The sequence below is a fragment of the Eubacterium uniforme genome (assembly GCF_900167115.1).
GTDB classification, from domain to species: domain Bacteria; phylum Bacillota; class Clostridia; order Lachnospirales; family Lachnospiraceae; genus Eubacterium_S; species Eubacterium_S uniforme.
In genome coordinates this window covers 287,815-313,552 of record NZ_FUXZ01000003.1, presented here as the reverse complement: position 1 = coordinate 313,552, position 25,738 = coordinate 287,815, and the positions used below count along the sequence as shown (strand labels likewise).

Below are 25,738 nucleotides of genomic sequence, written 5' to 3'. Positions count from 1 at the left end.
AATAAGGAGCGGTCGTAAAGGCCGCTCCTTATTTGCTTATGGATTACAATTCTGACATGGATCATAACCCATACTTATAACTTCTTCTCTAGTTCCATAGTATTCAAGTTTGTTTCGGTCACTCATTTGTCTAACGCTTCTACAGTATTCCTCGTGGAATTTATATGTATTAGTATTAAGGACATAATGATGTTTGCTTGAATTATTGCTCCTATCTACAGCCTGATTGTCGGTTGAAGAGTTGTTATTTCTATTTGCTTGATTTGCCTCAGATTCTTTCTGAGCAATGATTCTTTGACCTTCCTTATTAGCTTTGGATTCGCCAGTTGCATAATCAATAGTTATGTATTTTTGAACATTATAAACAAATACACAGAACTTGATTTTATCGCCATTATCTTCAACAGACATGGCCTCTATTAAAACTCCACGAGCAACTAATTCAGATTTCTTATATATAGGCGTTACTCTATAAAGAACATGAACATCTTCTTTTGAATTTCTAACATAATCTAAAACTTTAAGTTCAAATGGCTCCATACCATCACAGTTCATGGAACGTGTTCCAGTGATTAAATTTTTCTCATTATCATTTTCACCAGCAAGGCTATAAGCAATTAGGTGACATCGATTATAAAGATATCTGTCCTCAATAAGCTCTGGGTATTTAACAGTGTGCCAGCCACTTGGCTTGATGTGTCCGATTTCGCCTCGCTCTTTGGTAGGCATAAGTTCCTTGCAGATATTAGCGTAGGCAACCTGACATCTTCCAAGGGAATCTAAATCACTATATTTTTCAAATGCAGTAGTAGTTAGTTCATCATCACTAAAATATGGAATGTTTCCATTTATTTCCACATATGGTTTTTTATCATATTTTGGAATTTTCTTATATGTGAATTTTTTGTTTTTGTTATTTGCTTTTTTATTATTCTTACTACTTTTTGAGGCCTTGTCTTGTTCGGTATTTTTTTCTTTTGTTTTAGTGTTTTTTTCTTCAGATTTAGCAGTTTCTTTTTTAGGCTTAGTAGTCTGCTCTTCTGACTTAGTAGTATTTTGAGACTTATTATCTTCTGTTTCAGGAATTGACTTGCTGATTGCAGAACTTGTTTCTTCTTGAGTTACAGTTGTTGTTTTATTTGTAAATTCACTTGTATCGCATGCAGTTGTAGTAATTATAATTAACATTATTACAGCAAATACATTTGAAATTTTTTTAAAAATTTTATTATTCATATTATCACCTCGGATGATAAAAGTGTATTTCTAGAGTGTTAAAAATTTCGTTTCCAAAACTATTTGAAAAGTTTGTTAATTTATTAATTTATATAATAATGATACCATATTTACATAATAAATGATATAATGTAAGACAAAGTTGGTAGAACGTAATTTACAAAGAAACTGATGGGGATAGGGGTATTTCACATTTATATTTAGGAGAGGTGTTATACTATGAAAATTGTTTTGGTTGCATTGAATGCAAAGTACGTTCATTCAAATCTTGCAGTTTATGATTTAGAAGCCTACTTTAAAAAGCATAATCCACAAGTGGATTGTGAACTTGAAGTATGTGAATATACAATTAATCATAATCTGGATTTGATACTTCAGGCACTTTATAAGCAAAAAGCGGACGTGTATGCTTTTTCGTGTTACATTTGGAACATAAAGGAAGTTCTTACGTTAACACATGAACTTAAAAAGTTATTGCCTGAAAGTCTCATATGGTTAGGGGGACCTGAGGCGTCTTACGGAGCTGATAAATACCTTAAGGAGAACAAAGAATTAGAAGGTATTATGGTCGGTGAAGGTGAGGCAACATTTGCTAAACTTATGAAGATATGGGTTAAACTTGGAATAGATGGTTTAGCAAGTGAAAATAGAAAAAAAGATCCTTACGAGAAGATAAATGGCATAGTCTATAGGAAGGATAACGGAGGAATAACAGAGAATAAAGGTACGGAAAGAATTGATTTAGATGATATTCCTTTTGTTTATAAGGATCTTTCAAAGTTTGAAAACAGAATAATCTATTATGAAACTAGTAGAGGATGTCCGTTTTCGTGTAGTTATTGTTTGTCTTCTATTGATAAGGCTGTTAGATTTAGAAGCTTTGAAATTGTAAGAAAGGAACTTGATAGTTTCTTGGAAAGAAAAGTTCCACAGGTTAAGTTTATAGACAGAACATTTAACTGTAATAAGATCCATGCAAGGGAAATATGGAGATATATTTCTGAACATGATAATGGAGTAACGAATTTTCATTTTGAAGTTGCTGCGGACTTAATAGAAGATGAAGATATTGATATCTTCAAGAACATGAGAGAGGGTCTTATTCAGTTAGAAATTGGATTACAGTCAACTAACATACAAACAATAGAAGCTATAAGAAGAAAGATGGATATTGGATCTGTAAAAGATACGTTACTAAAGATTAGAAATCTTGGAAATATTCATCAGCATCTTGACCTTATAGCTGGACTTCCATATGAGGGATTTGAATCTTTTAGAAAGTCATTTAACGATGCAATGGAAATGAAACCTAATCAATTACAATTGGGATTCCTTAAAGTATTAAAAGGTTCTTATATGGGAGAAATGACAGAAGAGTACGACATAAAACATAGTGATGTTCAACCATTTGAGGTTCTTAGTACCAAGTGGATTGATTATGATGAAATTATGGTTTTAAAGAATATAGAAGAAATGGTCGAAGTTTATTATAATAGCGACCAATTCGAGTATACGTTACCATATGTAACTTCGTTCTTTAAATCTCAATTTGATTTTTACAAGGAACTTGGAGATTACTATGAAAAGAAGAATCTTTTTGGAATAGGCTTTAAACGCGAGAATAGATATATTACATTAATAAAGTTTATGGAAAAGAAGATTGATGATGCAGAGAAACATAATGGAAAATCCAAGAGCTTTAAGATGATAACTCATTCCATAAATAAAAATGTTTCAATTGAATTTGATTATGATTTATTCATCGAACTTCTTACGTTTGATTATTATCTTAGAGAGAATGCTAAGAGTAGACCTATGTGGCTTAAGAGTAAGTCAATATATAGCAAGGATAAAACAACACACATAGAGTCAATGAGTGATGAAACATATAACTTTATTATGAGTTTAGGAGAAGTATATATTGAAATAGATGATGAGACAGGTGAAAAAGAAAAATCGAATCATCATGGAGAGTATGTACTTGCTGAATTTAATTATAATAAACGAAGCAGGTTGAGTCATAATGCTGCTGTTAAGTTTTACAAAAAATAAAATTATGAAAATGATTGCTATTACTAAATAATATATACGCTAAAGGAGGGGTTAAATATGGCAACACCACATAATAATGCAAATCCAGGAGATATTGCAAAAATTGTAATTATGCCGGGAGATCCGTTAAGAGCAAAATTTATTGCGGAGAATTTCCTTGAAGGAGCAGAAATGTTTACTGATGTAAGAAATGTATATGGTTATACAGGTACATACAAGGGTAAGCAAATTTCTGTTATGGCACATGGTATGGGTATGCCTTCAATTGGTATTTATGCATACGAATTATTTAATATGTATGATGTTGATGTGATTATAAGAGTTGGCTCAACAGGTGGACTTAAAGATGAAGTTCAGGTTAAGGACATTATTTTAGCACAGGGCTGTAGTACTGATTCGAATTTTGCAGATCAGTATGAAATGCCTGGAATACTAGCTCCAATTGCTGATTTTGGTCTTTTGAATAAGGCATATAATAAGGCGCAGGAATTAGGAATTAATGTTAGAGTTGGTAATGTTCTTACTTCAAATCATTTTTATAATGGATTTACAAATGCATATGAGAGATGGAGAAGCATGGGAGTACTATGTACAGAGATGGAATCAGCTGCTTTATATTATTTAGCAGCACAAGCTAATAAACGTGCTCTTTCAATACTTACGGTTTCTGATCACTTATTTAGAGACGAAGAAATGAGTGCAAAGGAAAGAGAACAAGGATTTACTGAAATGATTAATTTAGCTTTAGAAACAGCACTTGAAATATAGGAAACTATATTTTAAAACAAGTTTCTTGATTGGTTATAAAAATGGCTTATTTATAGTAAATCTTTATAAATATTGCGTTAGTTTTTTATCAATATTTTTTATTGTATGAAAGCTTTAAAATTGGTATAATATGTTTATGATGCAAAAGAAGGAATGGTTTGCGTTAAATAAAACTAAGTGAGGTAATGTAAAATGATTTGTAAGTATTGCGGGAAAGAAATTGCAGATGATTCTGAATTCTGCCCAGAGTGCGGACAGACTTTAGGAGAGGAAGTAGAAAAGCCAGAAGAGGAGACTCCAAGTAGCAAGGCTCAGGCTGTAAGCGCACCTGGTGAACCCCATATGGCATGCGTTTTATTACTTGACTCTTCATATTCAATGAACGGAAAGGCAATGGACAGTTTAAATAAAGCTATTAACATGTTCCAGAAGCAGACAGCTTTGGATGAACTTGCTCAGAAGAGAATTGATATTGCTATTATTGAATTTAATGAAGGCGCAAGAGTAGTTCAGGAGTTTACTCCATTATCACAGATGAAGCCAGTTAGACTTGTTCCAACAGGTGAGACATCAATGGGTGCTGGTATCAACTTAGCAATTGATAAAGTTAAAGAAAGAAATAGATTTTATGCAAGTATGGGTACACCTTGTTTCAAGCCTTGGATCTTTATGATTACTGATGGCGAGCCTACTGATGATATCTCTGTTGCAAGAGATAGAATCAGAGAGGAAGAAAGCAAGGGCAGACATGGAAAACTTAAGTTCTGGGCTGTAGGCGTTGGCGATTACAGTGAAGATGTACTTAAGTCACTTACAAATAGATGTATTTCTCTTGATGAAGCTAACTTTGAAGGCATCTTTAATTGGTTAAGTGAAAGTATGGTTGCAATTTCAGTTAGCCGTGTTGGTGACGAACCAGAAGCTGGTGGCTTACCAAAAGGTGCAAAAGCATTATCAACTGAATGGTAGAATGAATTAAATTATGCTTATGTAAGTTTATGTTATGTAAACTTACATAAGCATGTTTGTGTTTTAATGGATAATTAGATATTTGTGTAATTTTAGTACAGATAGTAAGAATACATACACGGTTTAATTACGAATAGAGGTTAATTACGGAGAGATAGGTATGATTTTTAGTTACGGTGTAAGCTTGAAGGGAAAATCGCACCAGAAGAGTGGTGTTGAATGTCAAGACTCACATCGAATTTTAAGAATGGATGATGGGAGAATCATTGCAGCCATCGCTGACGGCGTCGGAAGTGCTGATAATTCGGCGATTGGTTCGAGAATTGCAGTTGAGACAGTAGTGCAATTCTGCAAGGAATATATGCCGGTTGATAACGATCCTATAAGTATCAAGTCAATGATGAGAACGGCATTTAATTATGCATTCAAGAAAATCGTAGAAGAGTCAGAGAGTAGTAGAAGACCCATAGAAAGCTTTGATACTACATTATCAGTGGTTATATATGATGGAAGTAGGATTGTATATGGTCATTCGGGAGATGGGGCCATTATCGGCCTAAATGAATATGGTAATTTTGTGGAGATAACAAGACCACTTAAAGGCGCGGACGGATTTACCGTTCTTCCACTTAGAAGTGGTTACGCAAATTGGATGATTGATACTTATGATGAAAATCTCGTATCAATTTTGATGGTTACGGATGGTATGCTAGCTACGATTTGTCCATATTTACTAAGGGATATGGATAATTATGCAAATAGAGCATATGTTCCTTTGGGTTCATTCTTCGTTGATCCTCATGGTGTTCCAGGTGGAAAGAACGAAAGAAAGAAAACAAAGAGAGCCATTGAAGAATTTATGGTAGGATCTGAGAATTACAATTCAGATGATTTTTATGATAGGCTTTTAAAGATTTACAGAAAGCATATTCCAGATCAAGCGGAAGAAGTAATTGAAGATTTAAAGAAGGACAATTACCCTGTGGTAATGATGCAAAACGAGCAGGATGATAAGACGGTAGTAGGTATTATCAATACCAGCTTAGAACTTGATGATAATGAACCTGAGTACTATGCAGATCTTGATTGGGAAAAACTTCAGGAGGCATGGAACAGAAAGGCTTATCCTCACATGTATCCACAGGATGAGAGTGCTGCAAATGCTGAAGATGATGATTATAGCTATGAGAGAGACAGGAAGCGCAGCAAGAAGAGAACCATTATCGGTATAATAAAATTTCTCGCAACTGTTGCACTTACAGCATTAATTATTTTCGGTGTTATGTATTTTACTGAACAGGGATTTTTTGAAAAACGCTATAAGGATAGTAATAGTACTAGCACGGAAGAATCTTTAAACGAATTATTAGACGAATGCAATATTAAAATTTAGTTAATTTAATAGTGTGGGAGAATTAAAATAATTAGAAATAGTTTTCGTGAGATAAGGAGAAAAAGATGTCGATAGCATATGCAGGAATAAATGGAGAACCTTATGTTGCTGACGATGAGCCATTAGGGAAGGGTGGCGAAGGCACAGTATATAAGATTTTAGGTAAACCTGACTTAGTTGTTAAAGAGTTTAATGAAAATATCAGAACTGAAACAAGACATAGAAAACTTTTAGCAATGGCTCAGGCGAATCTTTCGGGCAATATGTTAAAGCAGCTCTGTTGGCCAATAGACGTTGTTTATTTAAATAAAAATTTCGTGGGCTATGTAATGCCTAAACTTGAAAACTTTATAGAACTTAATGTTATGTATCTTGATGATAGTGGCTATAATCTTGAGGAAAGACTTATGGTTGCTAAGAATCTATGTGCGGCTATTAATGCAGTCCATAATTCGGGTCAGGTATGTGGTGATTTAAATCCTAAGAACATTGTTGTTAATCCTGAGACATCAAGGGTTACACTTGTTGATACGGATTCATATCATATTACAGATGCAAGAAGTGGTAAGATTTATCGATGTGAAGTAGGACTTCCTGAATATCTTGCAGCAGAGATTCAGGAAAAGATGATGAATAATTATAATCTTATTAATGCACCGCTTCCTACATTTACTAAGGAGACAGACCTTTTCGCTTTGGCAATTCATATATTTGCATTGCTTATGAATGGTTGTCATCCATTTGCTAGTGCAGTTGATTATTCTGCAGCACTTAGTGTTATGAGTATGAGTAGAAGTTCTGTTGCTGCTCCACAGCCTATTGATAACATAAGAGGTGGACATTTTATATTCTATAAGGAAACAGGCGGATTAGTTAAACCTAAGTACGCTCCGGATTTTAATATATTGCCAGATTATATTCAGGAATTGTTTGTAAGAACATTTGTTGATGGTCATAATGATCCAACAAGAAGAGCGGATACATTAGAGTGGTATGATGCTTTATCAAAGATGCAGGATGAATTATCAGTTTGCCCTGATCATGAGGATCATATGTATTGGTCGCATTTAAAGGAGTGCCCTTGGTGCGCATTACAGAGAAAATTACAGGAATATGTTGCACCGGTTACGCCGGTTGATTCAAGATATGCCGCAGTTATAGAAGCTTCAAGAAAGGGTTATTCAGGACCTACGGCTGATGAGTTATTTGCTAGAGAAAAAGAAGAACTTGAAAAAGCTCTTAATACAACATGGTACCAGCAGATTGGTAACAAGGTTGGAGATGTTCTTTACGACTTTTCATTTGCTAAGGATAAGGTTGTTGATATAGCTGCTAAAACAAAAAAGGCTATATCAAACGGTAGAAAGGATGAGGCTTATGGTAGTGGACCGGTATCTGATAGATATGAAAAGGATCCATACTCATCGTTTTATCCAGTTAGTGATGGCAAGGTAGATGATAATAGTGAAGCAGCTAAAAAGGCAGCTGCTGAATTTAAGAAAACGAACGATGATATAAGAATTGAAAGTTATCGTAATGAAAGAATAAATGTTAGAGCTGAAGCTAAGAAAGAAGCTTGGGAACGTGAAAAAGTTCATACCGAAAGAACTGATATTTATGCCTTAAGAGATGAAAAGAGAAGTTCAAGTGATAGAAAACTTGAGCAGAAGATTTACGAGGAAGAATTAAAAGAAGAAATTCAAAAAGAAAAAGAAGGTAAGAGACGAGCTCAGGAGATTAGAAAGAGATATATTGCTTCTAAAAAGAGACAATATAAAAAGAAAGGTATAGCAGGTGTTATTCAAAGCATGGCATTGGCTTTACATGAAATTCTTGAAGCTCTTCAAAGAAAAGGAATATACATAAAATTAGTACTTCTTTGTTCTGTATTAATTCAAATAGGACTTAGAATGCTTGATGAAGAAAAACATTTTAATACAATAGCATTTTCTATTTGTGGTGTTGTCGGAGCTGGTATTTATATTTTCAAGAAGTTATGGACGAATACGGTGAGATTTAAATTAATGGATTATGTTTATGCTTTTCTTTATTCGGTTATAGGTCGATATGTTGGGACTTTTATTATTATATCCTTCTTTGGAGATATGATAAAATAATAAGATTTAAAAAAATATTACTTAATAGGTAAGCATGAATTTTTTTCATGCTTACCGTTATGGTTTTAGGGGATTAAGAGATTTGTAAAAATCTGATATTGTGTTTTGTAAAATATTTAGAAATAGGAAAGGATTTATTTTTTACGGGAGGATGAATATGAATAATAAGGCAAGAAGATTCTTAGCACTTTTCTTAAGTGTGGTAATGGTATTATCACTTCTTAATGGATTTGTGTTACCAGCTAAGGAGGCGCATGCTGCACCTACAACGCTTAATGGTTACACAGATTTTTCCGACAAATTAGTCAGTCATGAAATCATAGTCGATGGTAAAAAAATTAATAGCGGAGATACAATTAATCCAAGTGAAAGTTTTTCTTTAAAACTTAATTTTAAGATTGGTGATATAACTGATATGGCAGAAGGTGGACTTAAGTATTTCTTAAAGTTACCTGAGCATATCTCAATTGGCAATCAGGGATCAGTTGATAATCAAAAGACATTATATAATTCAAAACATGATGCCATTGGCTCATATTATATTTTGGATGATGTAATCTATATTGAATTTCCAGGTTACTATGATGGCGTTAATGCATTCTTTGAAATGGAAGCCTCATGGGAAGATACTGAAGGAAGATCAAAGGTTTCAATTCCATGGCCTGATGTTACTGATGAATACATGATTGATTTTAGCGATTTGGCTGTTGTTAAAAATCAATCTGGTTACGTTAATCAGGATGATGGAAGTCTAAAAAATAACTTTAATATTATTATCAGAGGCAAAAGAGATGATGTTGCAATTGATAATATTAAATTCGAAGATGTTTATAATCACACAGATAATGTAAAAATTTTAAAAGATGCATATGGTAGCGGAGCTGATATTAAGGTTTCATATTATGATAAAACAAATGCCTTAATTAGTAGTGAAACATATAAGTTATCAGATGTTGGTGATGATGAAGGATTTATCATAAATGGTTTATCCTTAGTTTCTGGTGGTTATATTAAGATAGAATACTGCGGTGTAATGGCATATGATAAACGAATTGAACTTGATGGAAAGCAAAAATCGGATTCATATAATAATGTAGCAAATGCTTCATATGATTATGATAATCCTGTAACAGGTGATGTAGAAACATTAAGTTCAAAGTCAGAAGTAAGGGGAACATATGAAGGCGGTACTGACTGGATTATGAAGGATGCAGGGGATGTTACCAAAATTAAACAGGATAAACCTGGTAAAACAATTGTTCCTTATACAGTTAATGTTAATAGACACCGTTTCTACAGTTTAGGTGGAAGTGCTGTTCATGATGAGATAACAGGTTATGTAGGTGGAGATGTTGTATATGATACTTCAAAGAATCCTACAGATTCTAGAGTAGAACCAACATCATATGTAGATAGAGTAGTGGATTCAAATAATAATCCAAATGGTGAAAGAATATTACAGGAATGGGTTATTTTAGATGATGAAACATATGCTGCTTTACAGGATTTATGTCAGAATGCTTCAGCTAAAACAGAGTATGAAGAAATAAATGATGATGCAACACTTAAAGCTAAATTAATTAGTGCAATTAAAACTCAGCAGGATTCAAGTGTTTCTGATTTTGATGAAGATACAGCACTTAAATATATTTTTACAGATGCTGGTAATCATAATTTTGTTTGGATTACTCCACCGGATAGTGAACCAACAACATATATAATTCACTATAATACATTAGCAGATACTGATATTGATACATTTAAGAATGGTGCATCACTTTGGTATACAGAGTATGATGTTACTTATCCAGATCCAGGTAATGGATGGCATAGACCAGTTAAAAAGGTATTAAATTCATCAAAAACAAACTTTGGTGTATATATTGGTGATGACGGAAATTATTACGTAGATTATAAAGTTACAGTTGGACTTGAAGCAGGTAGTGCTGGATTTGATGGTATTGCAATTGTTGATGAGTTTGCAAATCACAATGTTAATATTAATGGAAAAGATTATAAAGTTTATGACTTTTTATCGGGATTTAATGCAGATGATGTTGATTTTGCTAATTTAACGGGTGAAGAGAATAGACAGTTAGTAACTCCATGTTTTGAAATAACAACTGATAGCGATAATCCAAAAGTACAGGATGTTTGTAATAATGCATATGCAATGTTTTATCATAATGTAAATGGTGATATAAGTGCAGATGATTTTTACGATGGATACGATGCTTATGCTGAATTATTATTACGTGATTATAACTCTACAACTTATCATGGTGATGCAGTAGAAGCTGGTCAGTTTATCTTATATAGTGATGTATATAATTATGATAGAAGTTATTTGATAGCGAAAAAAGGTGAAACAGTAGCACCTAAGTCTACTATTGTCTGGCTTGGAGATTTACCAGCAGCAGAAGAAAGTAAAGGATATAATATTATCCTTAGATATACAATGCAGATTAATCCTGTATTAATTGAAAAAATACCAGAATTATTAGAACAAAGCGTAGATACTTATGTATCTAACGAGAACGTGGCTCATGTTTATGAAAAGTACTGGTATAACGGAAGATACATTGTTAACTTTAGAGGCTCAGGACATATTCAAAGTTCAGCTAGTTCATATTGGTTAGGAATTAATGATGATCATCCAGGACTTGTTAAAAATTTGGATGGATTAGCTTCTGATAATTCAAAAGCAAGTTACAATGTAACAATTGATCCTGATGAATCAATTGATGCAAAAGATGCTACTAGTGTAATAAGTGCTAAATATGAAATAGAAGATGTTTTAAATGTTCCAGGACTTAAGTATATAAAGAACTCTTTTGTTATTAAAGATAAGGATGGTAAGGTTGTTTGGACTAACAAGTCGGGCGTAAGCGTTGATGCTAGTTATTCTTCATATGAAGATAGTATCAATTTAGAACTAACTAATGAGGATTCTGCATCTAATAGATATAAGATTTTACTTGATAATAAGGATGGTAAATTTACAGATGCTAATGGAAAGCTTATGAAACTTACCATTTCATATGATATTGATACATCTGTAATTTCAACAGAAGAAACAATTATTAATAATTCAACTTTAGCTGAGTTAGTTAAGGATACAGATAGTGAACCTGAAAAAAAATCTGTTTTGGGTGAAGATAGCGTTGAATTTGCTATAGATAAGGCACTTGAAAAGAAGTTATCTAATAAAGCTAATGCAAGTAATGATTTTGTTTCATCATATTATGTTGATGTAAATCCTAATTCAGAAAATGCTAAAGAATTAAAGGATATTAATGTTGGCGATAAGATTACTATTGAGGATACTTTATCAGATACATTAGAAGTTATACCAGGTTCAGTTAAAGTATATCAGTATAAGGGTAGAGATTTTGTAAATGAAACAGAAATAACTAATAGTAGTGAAATCGCATATCATACAAATGATAATAATTTAGTTGTAACTTTAACGGTAGAGGATAAGGATTGTAGATATAGAGTTACTTATGATGCTAAGGTTTTAGGTGGCTCTAATGAATATGTTAAGTGTATAAATACTGCTAAGGTTAGAGGAACAACAGTTACTCTTGATCAGACTATAGATAAGGTTTTAATTCATGATTACAGAGAGGGTTCAGAAGCTGTTGTTAATCAGGTTAAAATTGAAAAGTTTGATGAATATGATGCAAGAAAACATTTAAATGCAACATTTGATTTATATAAAGGTACTGTTGTTAATAATCAGGTTACATGGGAATTACTTACAGATGAAGCTGTTACAGGATATGGACCTATAAAAACAGGTGATGACGGTATTATTTTAGTAAAGAATAAGGTTGAAAATTCATCTGCAATTAAAATTGTTGATGATAAAACATGGTATAAACTTGTGGAAACTGATGCTCCAGAAGATTACATGCTTAGAGAGGAACCTATTTATTATTATGTATCTTCAGATGGGGAAGATGCTGATGGCTTAAGTATTCCAGAAGGAATTGATAAGTATGTTTTAGCAAGAATGACTCCAGAAGATTTAAATGGAGATAAGGCCCCTGTCATTCGAGTATCAAATCAGAAGTTTGGATTTGATGTTAATAAGGTTTTAAAGGGAACAAGTAGAAATCTAAAAGGTGCAGAATTTGCTGCATATTCAGATGCTAATTGTACTTCATTAATCCAGAAGGTAAAGGATGGTGAAGGTCAGTACGATTTAAATGAAGATGGAATAATAGAATTTAGAAATATTGATATTTCACTTGATTCGGATGTTATTTACTTAAAGGAAACTAAGGCACCGGAAGGATGCGTATTAGATAGAAACGTATATGAAATAAGGATTTCAAATGGTTATGTAAGTAAAGTATCTGATGAGGATGGAAATAGCTTTACATATAGTGGACAGAGTATTTCAACTGATGGATGTGGACAGTTAGTTAAAATTGATGGTGAAAAAGAATTACCTACTTTTGAAATTTATAATGAAGAAAGTAAGGGACGTTTAGTTGTTAAGAAAACAGTAGAACAAGCAAGTGAAGAAACACTTGAAAAGAGTTTTAACTTTGGCATAACAATTAAAGGTGAAGATGGTAAAGAATCAGTAGATTCTTATGAAGCCATTAAGACAGATTCTGAAGGAAAAGAAACAGTTTCAACTTATTTAAGTAATCAAATTATTAGTCTAAAGAATGGTGAACAATTTGAAATTGTTGGAATTCCTGATGGATTTACATATGAAGTTAAGGAAGTAGTTGATAATGCTTTTGAAACTTCAATTAATCAGAGTGATTCAAATGGAAATGATAATAAAACTGTAGGCGGTAATGTTGTAAGTGGTGATATTGATGAATCTGGTATTGATACAGTTGAATATGTTAATAAGGGTACTATTGAACTCGATTTAACTAAGACTTGTGTTGATGGGGATGGTAATGAAATCGACATTCCAAATGGTTTTACTTTTGAACTTAAGTCAGGTTCAGATAGTTACTTTAAGATTACTTGGGATGCAGTAAGTAAGAAGTTTAAGTTACAGGAAGAATTTCCTGGTATTACTTTTAAGAATACTGATAATGGTGTAGTTATAGGTGGAATTCCTCTATATAGAAACAGATTATATTATTTATCAGAAAGTGGCGCAGACATAAGTGGGTTAGCTTGTGAATTGTCATATACAATTAATGGTTATAAAAATACTGTTTTAAATAATAATACAATATCTTTCTATCCGACTAGTAGAAAGAATTCTGCTGCAAGTGAGTATCCAGTTGATAATCATGTAGAAATTAAGGCTGTAAATAAATATGATAATAAGTTTACAGAAACTAATTTTGAAGCAGAAAAAGAATACAATAAGACATTAAAAGGAAATGAATTTGCTTTTGATTTATATCAGATTGGAAGCATGTATGGTAGTTTCGATGATGCAAAAGCCGTTTTACTTCAAACAGTTTTTGCAAAAGCCGATGGCAAGGTTTCATTTGATAATGTTAAGTTTGTAAAGACAGGAACATATTATTTCGGAATTAAGGAAAGAGTTCCTGAAGATGTTGATAGACGGAATAGGAAAGACGGAATTACATATGATAATAGTTTCAAGAGAATTAAAGTTGTTGTAAAACGTACTTCAAGTGGTGATCTTGATGCTAGTGATGTTACTTACGTTGATGAAAACCTTAAATTTGTAAATAAGTATGAAGCAAATGGTGATATTACTTTAGAAGGAACTAAGTCATATAATAAAGCTCAGGATAGGGATGCATTTAAGTTTAAACTTACTGAGTACACAGATAATACTTATGCAACTGTTAAGAAGGATAGCATGGGTGCAGATATAGTAAGGACAACTGGTAATACATCACAAACTTTAGCAAATGCTAATTCGACATTTGAGTTTGATTTGGATTTCTCATATGATGCAGGTGATGTAGGAAAGCATTACTATATCATTAATGAGATTGATCCAAATGAAAATGATGGAATAACTTATGATGATAGAGAAATAAAAGTTGTTGTTACTGTAAGTGATAATAATGATGGTACGCTTAATGTTACTAAGGAAGTTAGTGGCGCAAGTGGAATTCATTTTGATAACACATATGATGCAAATGGTAAGATTGCATTTGCTGGTACAAAGACATTAGTAAATCATAATATTGCTGATGATCAGTTTGAATTTGTAATTACTGAGTATACAGATGATACATATGCAACTCCTAAAATGGATAGTAGCAATAAGAATATAACTTATACTGCAGGTGTTGAAAGCGCAAATCTTTCAGATACTTCTAAGAGCGCAGTTGCTGATATTAAGTATCCAGAGATAAGTTACTCATTTGATGATATTGGAAGTCATTATTACATTATTGAAGAAAAGATTCCAACTGGTGCAACTAATAATAGTTATGAAGGTATCACTTATGATAGTACAAAGAATAGAGTAAGAGTTGATGTTACTGATGCTGGTAAAGGAAAACTAAATGTAAATGCTAATTATGTTTCTGGTGATGCAAACTTCACTAATACATATAATGCAACAGGTAAGTTAGTACTTAGTGGCAAAAAGATACTAAATGGCAGAAACATTAAAGATAATGAATTCTTGATTTATGGAACTAGAAAGGATGTATCAGCAGGCACTACATCGGATACTTCAATTTATGGTAGAGTAAATAGTGATGGAACAATTAGTTTTGACGAAATAACTTATGATGAAAATGATATAGGAAAGACATATGAGTATACTCTTTATGAGAATGAACCTAATGTTAATCCTGGTGGTATTACTTATTCATCTGAGGAATATAAAGTTACTGTTAAGATTTCAGACGGTAATAATGGTAGTTTAAGTATTTCAAAGACTATTGTTGATAAAGCAGGTAAGTCGGTAGATTCAATTGATTTTATTAATGAATATGATGCAAAGGCTTCAATTTCATTTACTGCTAAAAAGGCATTAAAGGGTCGTGAACTTACTGATGGTCAGTTTACTTTTGATATATATGAAGGAGATGAACTTGTTTCATCAGGTAGCAATGATGCTAATGGAAATATAGCATTTGCTGAAATTGAATATTATATTGATGGAAGTCAGACTGGCGTTAAACAAAATATTGGAACTCATAATTATATTGTTAAGGAAAGAGTTCCAAATCCTAAACCTGAGGGATACACATATAGTAATAAGACATATGAAGTTAGTGTTAATGTAACTGATAATGGTGATGGTACTCTTAAGGTGGTTGTTTCTGGTGCTTCTATTAAAGATGGAAGTGTTAGCTATGAAATTACTAAGAATGATGAAGATGAAGCAACATTCATTAATAGTTATGAAGCTTCTGGTAAATTATTATTAGAAGGAAAGAAAACTCTTATAGGCAGAAGTCTTGATGATAAAGAGTTTAAGTTTGAAGTTACTGAGTATAAGGTTTCAAGTAATGCAACAGGTGAAGAAGTATTAAATTTAACTGGTAGAACATATACTGCTTATAGTGATGCTAAAGGAAAGATTAATTTTGATAACATTGAGTATATTAAGAATTCTACTAAGAATGATGAAGGCTTATACAAATATGTAGTTAAGGAAGTTGTACCTGATGTTAAAGCTGGTGGTGTAACTTATGATGATACAATTTATGAAGTTTATGCTAATGTAGAGGATGCTGATGGTGGCAAGTTAAATGTTACTTCAACATCACGGTCAGGTGAAATTAACTTTACAAATACATATGAAGCTAGTGGAACACTTACAATTAAGGCTAAAAAGATGGCTATGATGTTTGATAGCAAGAAAGTCTATGATGATGTAAATAGCGACGGAAAGAATATGGGCAACGTATTTACATTTGAAGTATATGAAATGCTTGATAAGAATTCAGCAAATGCAACAGGCGGTGTGGCAGATAGTGATGATAGATTTGTTAACAAGCTTGTTAGTGAAGGCTCTTGTAAGGTTTCAGAAGAAGTTGATTTATCTGATATAGTTTATTCACTTAGCGATGTTGGAAATCACGTATACAAAGTGGTTGAAAAAGCTGGTAATGCTAAGGGATATGTATATGATAAAACTGAATATTATATCTTTGTTGGAATTGAAGATGGCAGAAAGGGTACTCTAATCATTACTGTTGAGGAAGATACTAAAGAGGAAGTTGTTAATAAGTTATTAGGAAATACATCTGGTTATTCAAGAAACTCAGTTGAGTATGGTGTTAATGCAGATGATAATGAAGGTGTTAATGACCCTAATGATCCAAGTCTTATTTCTAGCGGAGCAACAGTATTTGTTGATGGTAAGGCAAATTATGAAACTGAATTTGTTAATACATATAAGGCTGAAGTTAATTTAGAGCTTAAAGGTGAAAAAGAAGTTGAAAATCTTTCATTAAATAACTTTAAAAATAATATTATGAAAGATGGAGCGTTTAGATTTAGCTTTAAGGAATTTGATAAGTCAGGAAAAGAAATTAAGTCCAAAGAAGAAATATCTGGTAAGAGTTTAAGTGATGGTAGTATTTTATTTGATGCTATTCATTATACACTGCAGGATGTAGGTACACATTATTACCAGATTACAGAAGATACTGATAATCAGATTAGCAATGTACTTTACACAGCTAAAACAGTTTGTGCAAAGGTTGTTGTTAAAAACGAAGGTGATGGAAATCTTAGTACTGAAGTAAGTTATGCAAGAAATGCTGACATTAAGGACTTTATTAGTAATAATGAAAGTGGAAAATTAGAGAAGGCAGAATTTGTTAATAAACTTACAGAAGTTAAAATAAAGAAGATTACTGAGGATGGTAGTGGACTTGCAGGTGCTAAGATGGCAATTCTTAATAAGAAGGGTAAAGTAGTATTTAGATTTACATCTGAAGTTAAAGAGACCGTATGTTATGGACTTTTAAAGGATGTTGAATATACTCTTCATGAAGTAAAAGCACCTAAGGGATATGAACTTGCTGATGATATTAATTTCAAGATTGATGAAAAAGGAAATGTTCATATTCTTAATGAAAAGAAGTCGAAAAAAGTTGAGACTGTAAAGATGACTGATAAGAAATCAGTTAACTCTAAGAAGTCAAAGGATAAGGCTGATGGCGATAATGATGAGGATGATGACGACGATAATCCAGAAGATACACTTGATGCGCACAGACACAAGAGAGATAATGATAAAGACGAAAACAATGAGAGCAGAACAGTTGAAACTGGTGATAACTCTAGAATCGCATTAATGTTAGTAATCTTCATTATGTCAGGTTCAGCAAATGCATACTTATTAAGAAGTAAGCGTAGAAACAAAAAATCCATTAAAAAATAAATAAGAACTATTTTAAAAACTTTTTGGCAGGCACTCGTATTTGCGGGTGTCTGTTTTGCTTTTATGTATTTTCTCCATAATCCTTCTCGTTGAACTATAAATTCTGTAGTGGTAAAATATATATTATACGTATACTTTTATTAGATAGGAGAAGGATTATGGAGAAAATACAGGAATTAGCACAGATTTTAAGGGAAAGTGATAACATTGTTTTCTTTGGGGGAGCAGGTGTTTCAACAGCTAGTAATATTCCGGATTTTAGAAGCTCGGATGGACTTTATAGTAAAAAGTTGAATGCACATTTTACCCCAGAACAGGCTGTATCACATAGTTTTTATGTTAGACATACTGAAGAGTTTTATGATTTTTATAAGAAGAATTTAATTTATGAGGATGCTCTTCCTAATGATTGCCATAAGGCACTTGCTAAGTTAGAAGAGATGGGGAAACTTAAGGCTGTTGTAACACAGAATATAGATGGCCTTCATCAGGCAGCAGGTAGTAAGGTTGTTTATGAACTTCACGGAAGTGTAAAGAGAAATTACTGCACATCATGTCATAAGTTTTTTGACGAAAAATATGTGGTTAATGCAGAAGGTGTACCTACTTGTGATGAGTGTGGTGGGATTATTAAGCCAGATGTTGTCTTATACGAAGAAGGCTTGGATGATGAAGTTATAAGAGGAGCTGTTAATGCCATAGCAAATGCAGACGTTTTGATTATAGGTGGAACATCACTTATAGTTTATCCTGCTGCTGGATTTATACATTACTTTAAAGGTAGCAAACTTGTCATGATTAATAAATCAAAAACATCTGCAGATAAGGAATGTGATCTTGTTATTAATGATGATATTGCCATGGTTATGAAGAAAGCTTTAGAACTTATGTAATTATAAAGTGATTACTTCCATAACTGGTATGTCAAAATCTTCAGATTTTATAAAGTCAATTAATTGGAAATTGTAACATGGTGCAAGTGTGTATATTGAAGATGTGGTTTTATCAGTTATCTTTGTTTTAGTAGATTTATTATTATATTTATCAAGTAGATTTGAAAGATATGTATCATAGAATCCACCACCATAGCCTATACGATTTCCTGATTTATCAAATGCAACACCAGGAACTATTACAAATATTTGATCTGTTTCAGATATTTGTAATGGTTCCTTTTCTTTTGGCTCTAATATTCCAAAGTTACTAATTTCTAAATCATCTTTATTTGTATATCTATAAAATTCCATAGTATGTTTTCTTAGTACTTTTGGTATATATACTTTTTTGTCTTTACTTATTGCATCTTTCATTAAAACTTCTAAATCAATCTCACCATCTTGAGCCATATAGGCAAGAATGATGTTAGCATCCTTATATTTTGGATGATTAATTATTTTATTACACAGAAGTTCTGATGTATTTGCTATTTTATCTTTTGAAAGAGATTTTCTCTTATTTAAGATTTCATTTCTAAGTACAGATTTGTTTAAAATATTTGATGTATTTAATTGCATTTGATATAATTTCTCCTTGCTTGCTTAGATATAATAAATGTTTACGTTTATGTAAATATCATGAAATAACCTCAGATAATATATATTATACTAAATTTGATGTTGGATGATATGAATATTTAAAAAAATTTTTTCAAAGTAACTTACGTGTAACTTTACATATGTATAATTCATATTGTAAGGTGAAAAAAAGAGAGAAATTTATAAAGAGATTAAAGAATGAACATGAAAAATTAAAGAGGTCATGAAGAAATTATAAAGAGATGAAAAGAACGAAATCATAAAATTTATAATGAAGGAAAAGAACCGTTTTACCTTACAGAGAAGTTGGTAAGAATAAAAAGAAAAGATAGGAGATAGTGATGGAAATTTTAAAAGTTGAAAATCTTACAAAAATATATGGAAAGGATGAGGCTAAAGTTGTTGCGCTAGATAATGTTTCTTTTTCAGTGGAAAAGGGCGAATTTGTTGCCATTATCGGAGCATCCGGAAGTGGTAAATCAACACTTCTTCATCTTTTAGGTGGCGTTGACAGACCAACGAGTGGAAAGGTTTATATTGATGGAAAAGATATTTTTAGTTTTGATGATGAAAAGTTAGCTATTTTTAGAAGAAGACAGGTAGGACTTGTGTATCAGTTCTATAACTTGATTCCAGTTTTAAATGTTGAGGAAAATATAACACTTCCATTATCTCTTGATGGAAGAAAAGTTGAACAGGATCAGATAGAATCAATGCTTGATGTACTTGGATTAAAGCAAAGAAGAAATCATCTTCCTAATGAACTTTCTGGTGGTCAGCAGCAGAGAACAAGCATTGGTAGAGCGCTTATTACAAGACCTACAATTGTACTTGCAGATGAACCTACTGGTAACCTTGATACTAAGTCTAGTGATGAGGTGGTTGCTTTACTTAAGAAAACTAATAGAGAGATGAAACAAACTATAGTTATGATTACACATAACATGGAAATTGCCAAGATGGCAGATAGAGTTATTAAGATTGCTGATGGTAGAATTGTTAATGAATAGATGAAAAAATTTATATTAAACAATTAGATTGAATTGTAGAGGAAGATTGAAATGAAATTTTTAAAGATGCTTACTAAAAAGAATATGAAACTAAATAAAAAGAGAACAATAGTAACTATTATTGGTGTTATCTTGTCTGTTGCACTTATTACAGCTGTGGCTGATATGTATATGACGGGAGTTAATTCATTAGTTGAATTTGAAAAGTCAATTAAGGGTGCATTTCATTATAGTATAAAAGCAGTTGATTATGAGGATTTAAGTTATATTGAAAATAATCGACAGGTAAAGGATTATGCATATATAAAAAGTTTAGGATTTGCTGAACTTGAAGATGCAGAAAAACCATATGCAAATATTGTTAGTGTTGCTAAGGATGATTTTGATGTGTTAAGAGTGAATGTCTGTAAAGGTAAAATTCCTAGTGGTGATAATGAAGTTTTGATTCCTGAAAACTATAAAAATAACGATAAGAAGGTTGAGATTGGAGATACTATTACATTAGATGTTGGTCAGAGAACTAATTATAAAGGAGATGTGATTAATTATAATTCAGATATTGAACATCCCGATGAAGAAGAGAAAGTCGAAAATGATGTAGATGAAGAAAATGGCGACGAAAAGATCATCAATGCAGAGAAAAAAGAATACAAGGTAACAGGTTATTATTCTGGTTTATCTAATTATGTTGAAGCTTATGGAGCAGCTGGATTTACATTCTTTACGACTCCAAATTCAGCAAAAGTAAATATTACTGAAGGTGATAAGGTTGATGTGTATGTATATTTTAAGAAAAATGCTTTAAAAGAATCATATGATATCATTGGTGAATTGTTAGGTATTGATGGTGAAAGTTTAGAACTTGTAGTAACTGGAAATCTTGAAGGTAAAACTTCAGAAGATTTGGAAAAAGCAGAAAAAGATATAGATAAAGCTAAATATTCAATAAATGTAAATGCATATCTTATTAATTTGGAAATAGATCCAATTAAAGGAGCGGGTATCGAGATATTACAAAATTTTGCACTTATTATTTCTCTTATTGTTGTTGCGGCTTCTGTATTTTGTATTAAAAACAGTTTTGATATTTCAGTTACAGAAAAGACAAAACAGTATGGTATGCTTAGAAGTGTTGGAGCTACTAAGGCACAGTTAAGATTTAGTGTTTTATATGAAGCATATTATATTGGTATGATAGGTATTCCATTAGGTGTTATACTCGGACTTGTGGCTTCATTTATTTTATCAGTAATAACTAATACTTTATTACCAGCTGAGATGTTGCAAAACATGAAGTTAACATTTATTGTTTCAATACCAGCGATAATATTTGCTGTTGTATTAGCGATAATAACAATTTTATTGTCATCATTTGGAAGTGCAAGAAGAGCTACTAAAATTTCTCCGATAGAATCTATCAGAAATAGCGGAGATATTAAGATTAAAGGTAAGAAACTTAAGGTGCCATTTTTAGTAAGAAAAACTTGTGGTATTGGCGGAGAATTATCATATAAGAATTTAAAGAGAAATAAGAAGAAATATAGAACCACAATAATTGCAATGGTTATCACAATTATTTGTTTTATCATATTAAACAGTGTTGTTGGATGGTTATATAAATCGGTTAGAGATCAGGTTGGTAATGATAAGTATAATATTTCAGGTAGGATTTCCTATGAGAAATCTAATAAGAAAAATATTAAGGAAATTGCCAAATTTAAAGGTGTTGATGAAGTAGTTTATGCTATAAACTTAAATGTTTATGATTTTGATAAAGATTATTTCAGTGATGAGTATATGTATAAACTGACTCAGGATGCAAAGGATGCTGACTTAGATGTTTCAGAATTTATAAATCAGTTTTCAGAGAATTCAATTGAAGTAAATTGTGTTGATGAAGATACATTTAAGGATTATGCTAAGAAAATAGGCAAGAGTTATGATGATATAAAAGATGGAGCTATATATCTTGATGGATTAGAGTATTCTGTTTTAAATGAAAAAACAGATAGATATGAAAATTCTAAATTCAATATGCTTAATCTTAAAGCTGGAGATGAATTAAAGGCTAAAGTAGATATATATTCAGAAAGTGATATCGAGGAAGATTCTAGTGAAAATCCTAGTGAAAATCCTAAAAAAGATGTTACTATAAAAATAAGTGCATTAGCGTATAAGGAACCGGATTATATGAAGAGTCCATATTCTTATTCACCAACGCTTATTTTATCAGAAAAAATGTTTAAAGAATTATTTGCTGATACGGGGTATGATTATGATGTGAATTTTTATATTGCTTGCAAAAATGATACTGAATTAAGCAAAAAAATAGATGATTTTGTGAAGGATAATTATTCGTATAATTACATAAATGACCAGAATAAACAAGTTAAAATGATTAAAAATCTTTTGCTTATTATTTCAATCTTTTTATATGGATTTATCATTGTAGTTACTCTTATTGGTATTACTAGTATATTTAATACAATTACAACAAGTATTGGATTAAGAGCCCAGGAATTTGCTATGCTTAAATCTGTTGGAATGACTAAGAAGGAATTTAAGAGAATGATTCGACTTGAAAGTATATTTATGGGAATGAAGGCATTATTCTATGGATTGATATTAGGTATAGGCGCTTCTATCGTAACCTATAAGTTACTTGGTGGAGATAAGGAACTTGGTTATTATACACTGCCATACAGTGGAATTGGAATATCTATTGTAGCTGTTATAGTTATTGTTTCAATTATCATGGGATATGCGGTTAAGAAGAATAGTAATCAGAATATCATTGAAACAATTAGAAATGAAAATATTTAATTTATGGTAATTATTTAAATTGAATAAAGTGATTAGGTGTTAGATAAAAACCTCTAGTTTAAGAAATGGCTTAAACTGGAGGTTTTCTTATGATATGGAAAATAAAAAAATATTTTTTTATAAAAAGTGTTGACACTGATTTGGGGATATGTTATATTTACTACGACAGATATAGTACGACAGATAAAGTACGACAGATAAAGTAAAACTTGAAAGAAAAAAGGAAAAGAAAAGATACATGAAATAATTTAAAAGAGTAGAGTAAAAAAAGGAGGAAAGAAATGTTACAGATTAGTAGTGATGTAATTAGAGGATATAATGATACAATTATTCTTTATATCTTACAGAAAAATCCGTCATATGGTTATGAAATTTCAAAACAGATAAAACAGTTATCTGATGAGAAATATATCATAAAGGAAACAACGTTGTATTCGGCGTTTACAAGAATGGAAAAGAATGGTTACATTGAAAGTTTTGTAGCTGAAGCCGGAACAGAAGGTAATAGTAAAAGGAGAACCTATTATAGGATCACAGAGGCTGGAATAAATTATTATAAAGAGAAATGTGAAGAATGGAATCTCACAAAGGATGTAATTGAAAAATTCATTGAGAGTAATTAGGAGGGAAAATCATGGAAACTATAAAAAATTATCTTGATAACATGTTTGCAAATCTACCACATACTGATGAAGTTCTTAAAGCAAAGAATGAATTATCACAGATGATGGAAGATAAGTATAATGAACTTATCGAGGAAGGAAAAACAGAGAATGAGGCAGTTGGAATTGTAATTTCTGAATTTGGTAATTTGAATGAAATCGCTGATGATTTAGGAATTAATGAAACAGTAAAACAGGTTAATGAAAATCCAGTTTATGCTAATGCAAGAAAGTTAACACCTGTAGATGCTAAGCAGTATTTAAAGGATAACCATAAAGCATCCTTCTTAAGAGCATTTGGTGTATTCTTATGTATAATTGCTTATATTCCAGCTATTACTGTTAGTGCTTTAGTTGATGCGGATTATCTTGAAGAGTGGATAGAAGATGTCGTAGTTGTAAGTACTATTTTCCCAATTTTTCTTATCGCGGTAATACTTTTTGTTGTTTCAAGTTCAATTATGAAGAAATGGAAATTCATTAAAAATGAGTTATGTGTTTTAGATTATCAGACAGCTAGTCAGATTAAGTTTGATATGGATAGTAATTCAAAGGTATATGCAGTTATTAGAGCGATAGGAATTGTATTTTGTGCTATTTGCTGGTTCCCAGCAGCAGTTCTTTCAGAGATAGATTTTGATAAGGATGTAAGAGTTTTTACTGAGGAGATTGCTTCACCAGTTGCATTGTTTTCACTTATTGCATTAGGTGTATTACTTATAATCGTAGCAAATGGTGTTATGAAAGGATATAAGAATTTAACAAAGGCAAGTGATGGTAATACAATGGTTGGCTCTTATGTAAATGAAGGAGTTAAGGTTTATAAGGATCAAAAGACAGAAGATATCATGAAGTTATACTGGCCAACAGTTACTTGTATTTATTTAATTGAATCATTTTTAACTTTTAACTGGGGAACATCATGGCTTATATGGCCAATAGCTGGAGTTATAAAATATTTAATTGACACAGCAACTATGGAAAAGAAGAAATTTTAATTTTGGAGGGATGAACAAATGGAAAAGAAGAAGAGTGGATTTGGAAGTGTTTATATATTTGTATTAGGAATTGTTACGGTAATATGTGTTATAGTTGGAATTAAGATCCATGTAGTTGGTGCAGACTTAGGAAAACAAAAAAGTGGTAACATTGAAATTGGTGCATGCGAAGATTTAGATATTGATTTAGATAGATCGAGTGTTGAAATTGTAAAGGGAACAAAGTGGGATATTGAATATAAGAATGTACCAGAGAAATTGATTCCTAAGGTTTCGAATAATAATGGTAAGATGAAAATCACTCAGAAGAAAGTAAAAGGTTTTGTATTCAATTTTGGATTTATTGGTAATACGAATTCAGGTGGAAAGGTTATTATTTCTGTACCAGATGATGCTAATAAAATTGAATTAGATGCTAAGTTAGATGTGGGTTCTCTTAAGCTTAGTGATATTGCATTTGCTGATGTTACAGCTGATGTTGATGTTGGAAAAGTTAAAATTACAAATATTGAAGCAGATAAATTAACAGTTGATGCAGATACAGGAGAAATTCATATCGCTGATTCAACAGCTGTGGATTCAGAAATAAAAGCAGATGTTGGAAATATAGAAATAGAAAACTTTAAATGTGAAAAAATAGACGCTGAAGGAGATGTTGGTAATATTGATATAGAGGCTGCGTTTAAGAAACTTGAAGCTAAAGCAGATGTAGGTTCTATAGATGTACAGTTTAAAGATGATCTTTGTAGCGAAGATGAAGTAAAGGTTTCACTTAAGTCAGATGTTGGCACTGTAAAATATAACGGTGAAAAATATGGAAAGAAATTTGAAAAGTAATATATAAATCATATAAAAC

At 31.6% G+C, this 25,738-nt stretch carries 14 protein-coding genes; 12 read left to right on the top strand and 2 right to left on the bottom strand.

Translation table 11 applies throughout. The features are described 5' to 3' along the window. Positions 1-36 precede the first annotated feature (36 nt). Positions 37-1,236 (bottom strand): DNA/RNA non-specific endonuclease, encoded by a 1,200-nt coding sequence (locus B5D16_RS02870; protein ID WP_242942971.1) that lies wholly within the window; start codon positions 1,234-1,236, stop codon positions 37-39. A 219-nt stretch (positions 1,237-1,455) separates the two neighbouring features. Between B5D16_RS02870 and B5D16_RS02865 the strand changes: the two genes are divergently transcribed. From B5D16_RS02865 to B5D16_RS02835, 7 genes are all read left to right on the top strand, one after another. Further along, entirely contained in the window at positions 1,456-3,288 is a 1,833-nt protein-coding gene (locus tag B5D16_RS02865) for a B12-binding domain-containing radical SAM protein (protein ID WP_078765461.1), read from the top strand. A 57-nt stretch (positions 3,289-3,345) separates the two neighbouring features. After that, positions 3,346-4,056 (top strand): purine-nucleoside phosphorylase, encoded by a 711-nt coding sequence (deoD, locus tag B5D16_RS02860; protein WP_078765460.1) that lies wholly within the window; start codon positions 3,346-3,348, stop codon positions 4,054-4,056. A 192-nt stretch (positions 4,057-4,248) separates the two neighbouring features. Continuing rightward, positions 4,249-5,025: a VWA domain-containing protein gene (locus B5D16_RS02855; RefSeq protein WP_078765459.1), complete on the top strand. Its 777-nt coding sequence runs from the start codon at positions 4,249-4,251 to the stop codon at positions 5,023-5,025. Positions 5,026-5,185: 160 nt separating this feature from the next. Beyond that, positions 5,186-6,418 carry a protein phosphatase 2C domain-containing protein gene (locus B5D16_RS02850; RefSeq protein WP_078765458.1) on the top strand — a complete coding sequence of 411 codons (1,233 nt, stop codon included), beginning with the start codon at positions 5,186-5,188 and terminating at the stop codon, positions 6,416-6,418. Positions 6,419-6,483: 65 nt separating this feature from the next. Continuing rightward, the gene (locus tag B5D16_RS02845) at positions 6,484-8,535 is read left to right on the top strand and encodes a protein kinase domain-containing protein (RefSeq protein WP_078765457.1); all 2,052 of its coding nucleotides are present in this window, start codon (positions 6,484-6,486) and stop codon (positions 8,533-8,535) included. Positions 8,536-8,692: 157 nt separating this feature from the next. Further along, positions 8,693-17,854 (top strand): Spy0128 family protein, encoded by a 9,162-nt coding sequence (locus B5D16_RS02840; protein ID WP_159444263.1) that lies wholly within the window; start codon positions 8,693-8,695, stop codon positions 17,852-17,854. A gap of 155 nt (positions 17,855-18,009) precedes the next feature. After that, the gene (locus tag B5D16_RS02835; protein WP_143405022.1) at positions 18,010-18,747 is read left to right on the top strand and encodes an NAD-dependent protein deacylase; all 738 of its coding nucleotides are present in this window, start codon (positions 18,010-18,012) and stop codon (positions 18,745-18,747) included. On the opposite strand, the gene B5D16_RS02830 is transcribed toward B5D16_RS02835, so the two are convergent. Beyond that, positions 18,748-19,368, bottom strand: coding sequence for a 5-formyltetrahydrofolate cyclo-ligase (locus tag B5D16_RS02830; protein WP_078765454.1), 621 nt, complete (start codon positions 19,366-19,368; stop codon positions 18,748-18,750). It abuts the gene before it with no gap. A 362-nt stretch (positions 19,369-19,730) separates the two neighbouring features. On the opposite strand from B5D16_RS02830, the gene B5D16_RS02825 reads away from it, so the two are divergent. From B5D16_RS02825 to B5D16_RS02805, 5 genes are all read left to right on the top strand, one after another. Continuing rightward, on the top strand, positions 19,731-20,399 hold the full coding sequence (locus B5D16_RS02825; RefSeq protein WP_078765453.1) for an ABC transporter ATP-binding protein: 669 nt from the start codon (positions 19,731-19,733) through the stop codon (positions 20,397-20,399). A 51-nt stretch (positions 20,400-20,450) separates the two neighbouring features. Then, positions 20,451-23,222 carry an ABC transporter permease gene (locus tag B5D16_RS02820; protein ID WP_078765452.1) on the top strand — a complete coding sequence of 924 codons (2,772 nt, stop codon included), beginning with the start codon at positions 20,451-20,453 and terminating at the stop codon, positions 23,220-23,222. Positions 23,223-23,503: 281 nt separating this feature from the next. Then, complete coding sequence (locus B5D16_RS02815; protein ID WP_078765451.1) at positions 23,504-23,845, top strand: PadR family transcriptional regulator; 342 nt, start codon at positions 23,504-23,506, stop codon at positions 23,843-23,845. 11 nt (positions 23,846-23,856) lie between these two features. Beyond that, the gene (locus B5D16_RS02810) at positions 23,857-24,882 is read left to right on the top strand and encodes a permease prefix domain 1-containing protein (protein WP_078765450.1); all 1,026 of its coding nucleotides are present in this window, start codon (positions 23,857-23,859) and stop codon (positions 24,880-24,882) included. 18 nt (positions 24,883-24,900) lie between these two features. Beyond that, on the top strand, positions 24,901-25,719 hold the full coding sequence (locus tag B5D16_RS02805) for a DUF4097 family beta strand repeat-containing protein (RefSeq protein ID WP_078765449.1): 819 nt from the start codon (positions 24,901-24,903) through the stop codon (positions 25,717-25,719). The last annotated feature ends 19 nt before the right edge of the window (positions 25,720-25,738 follow it).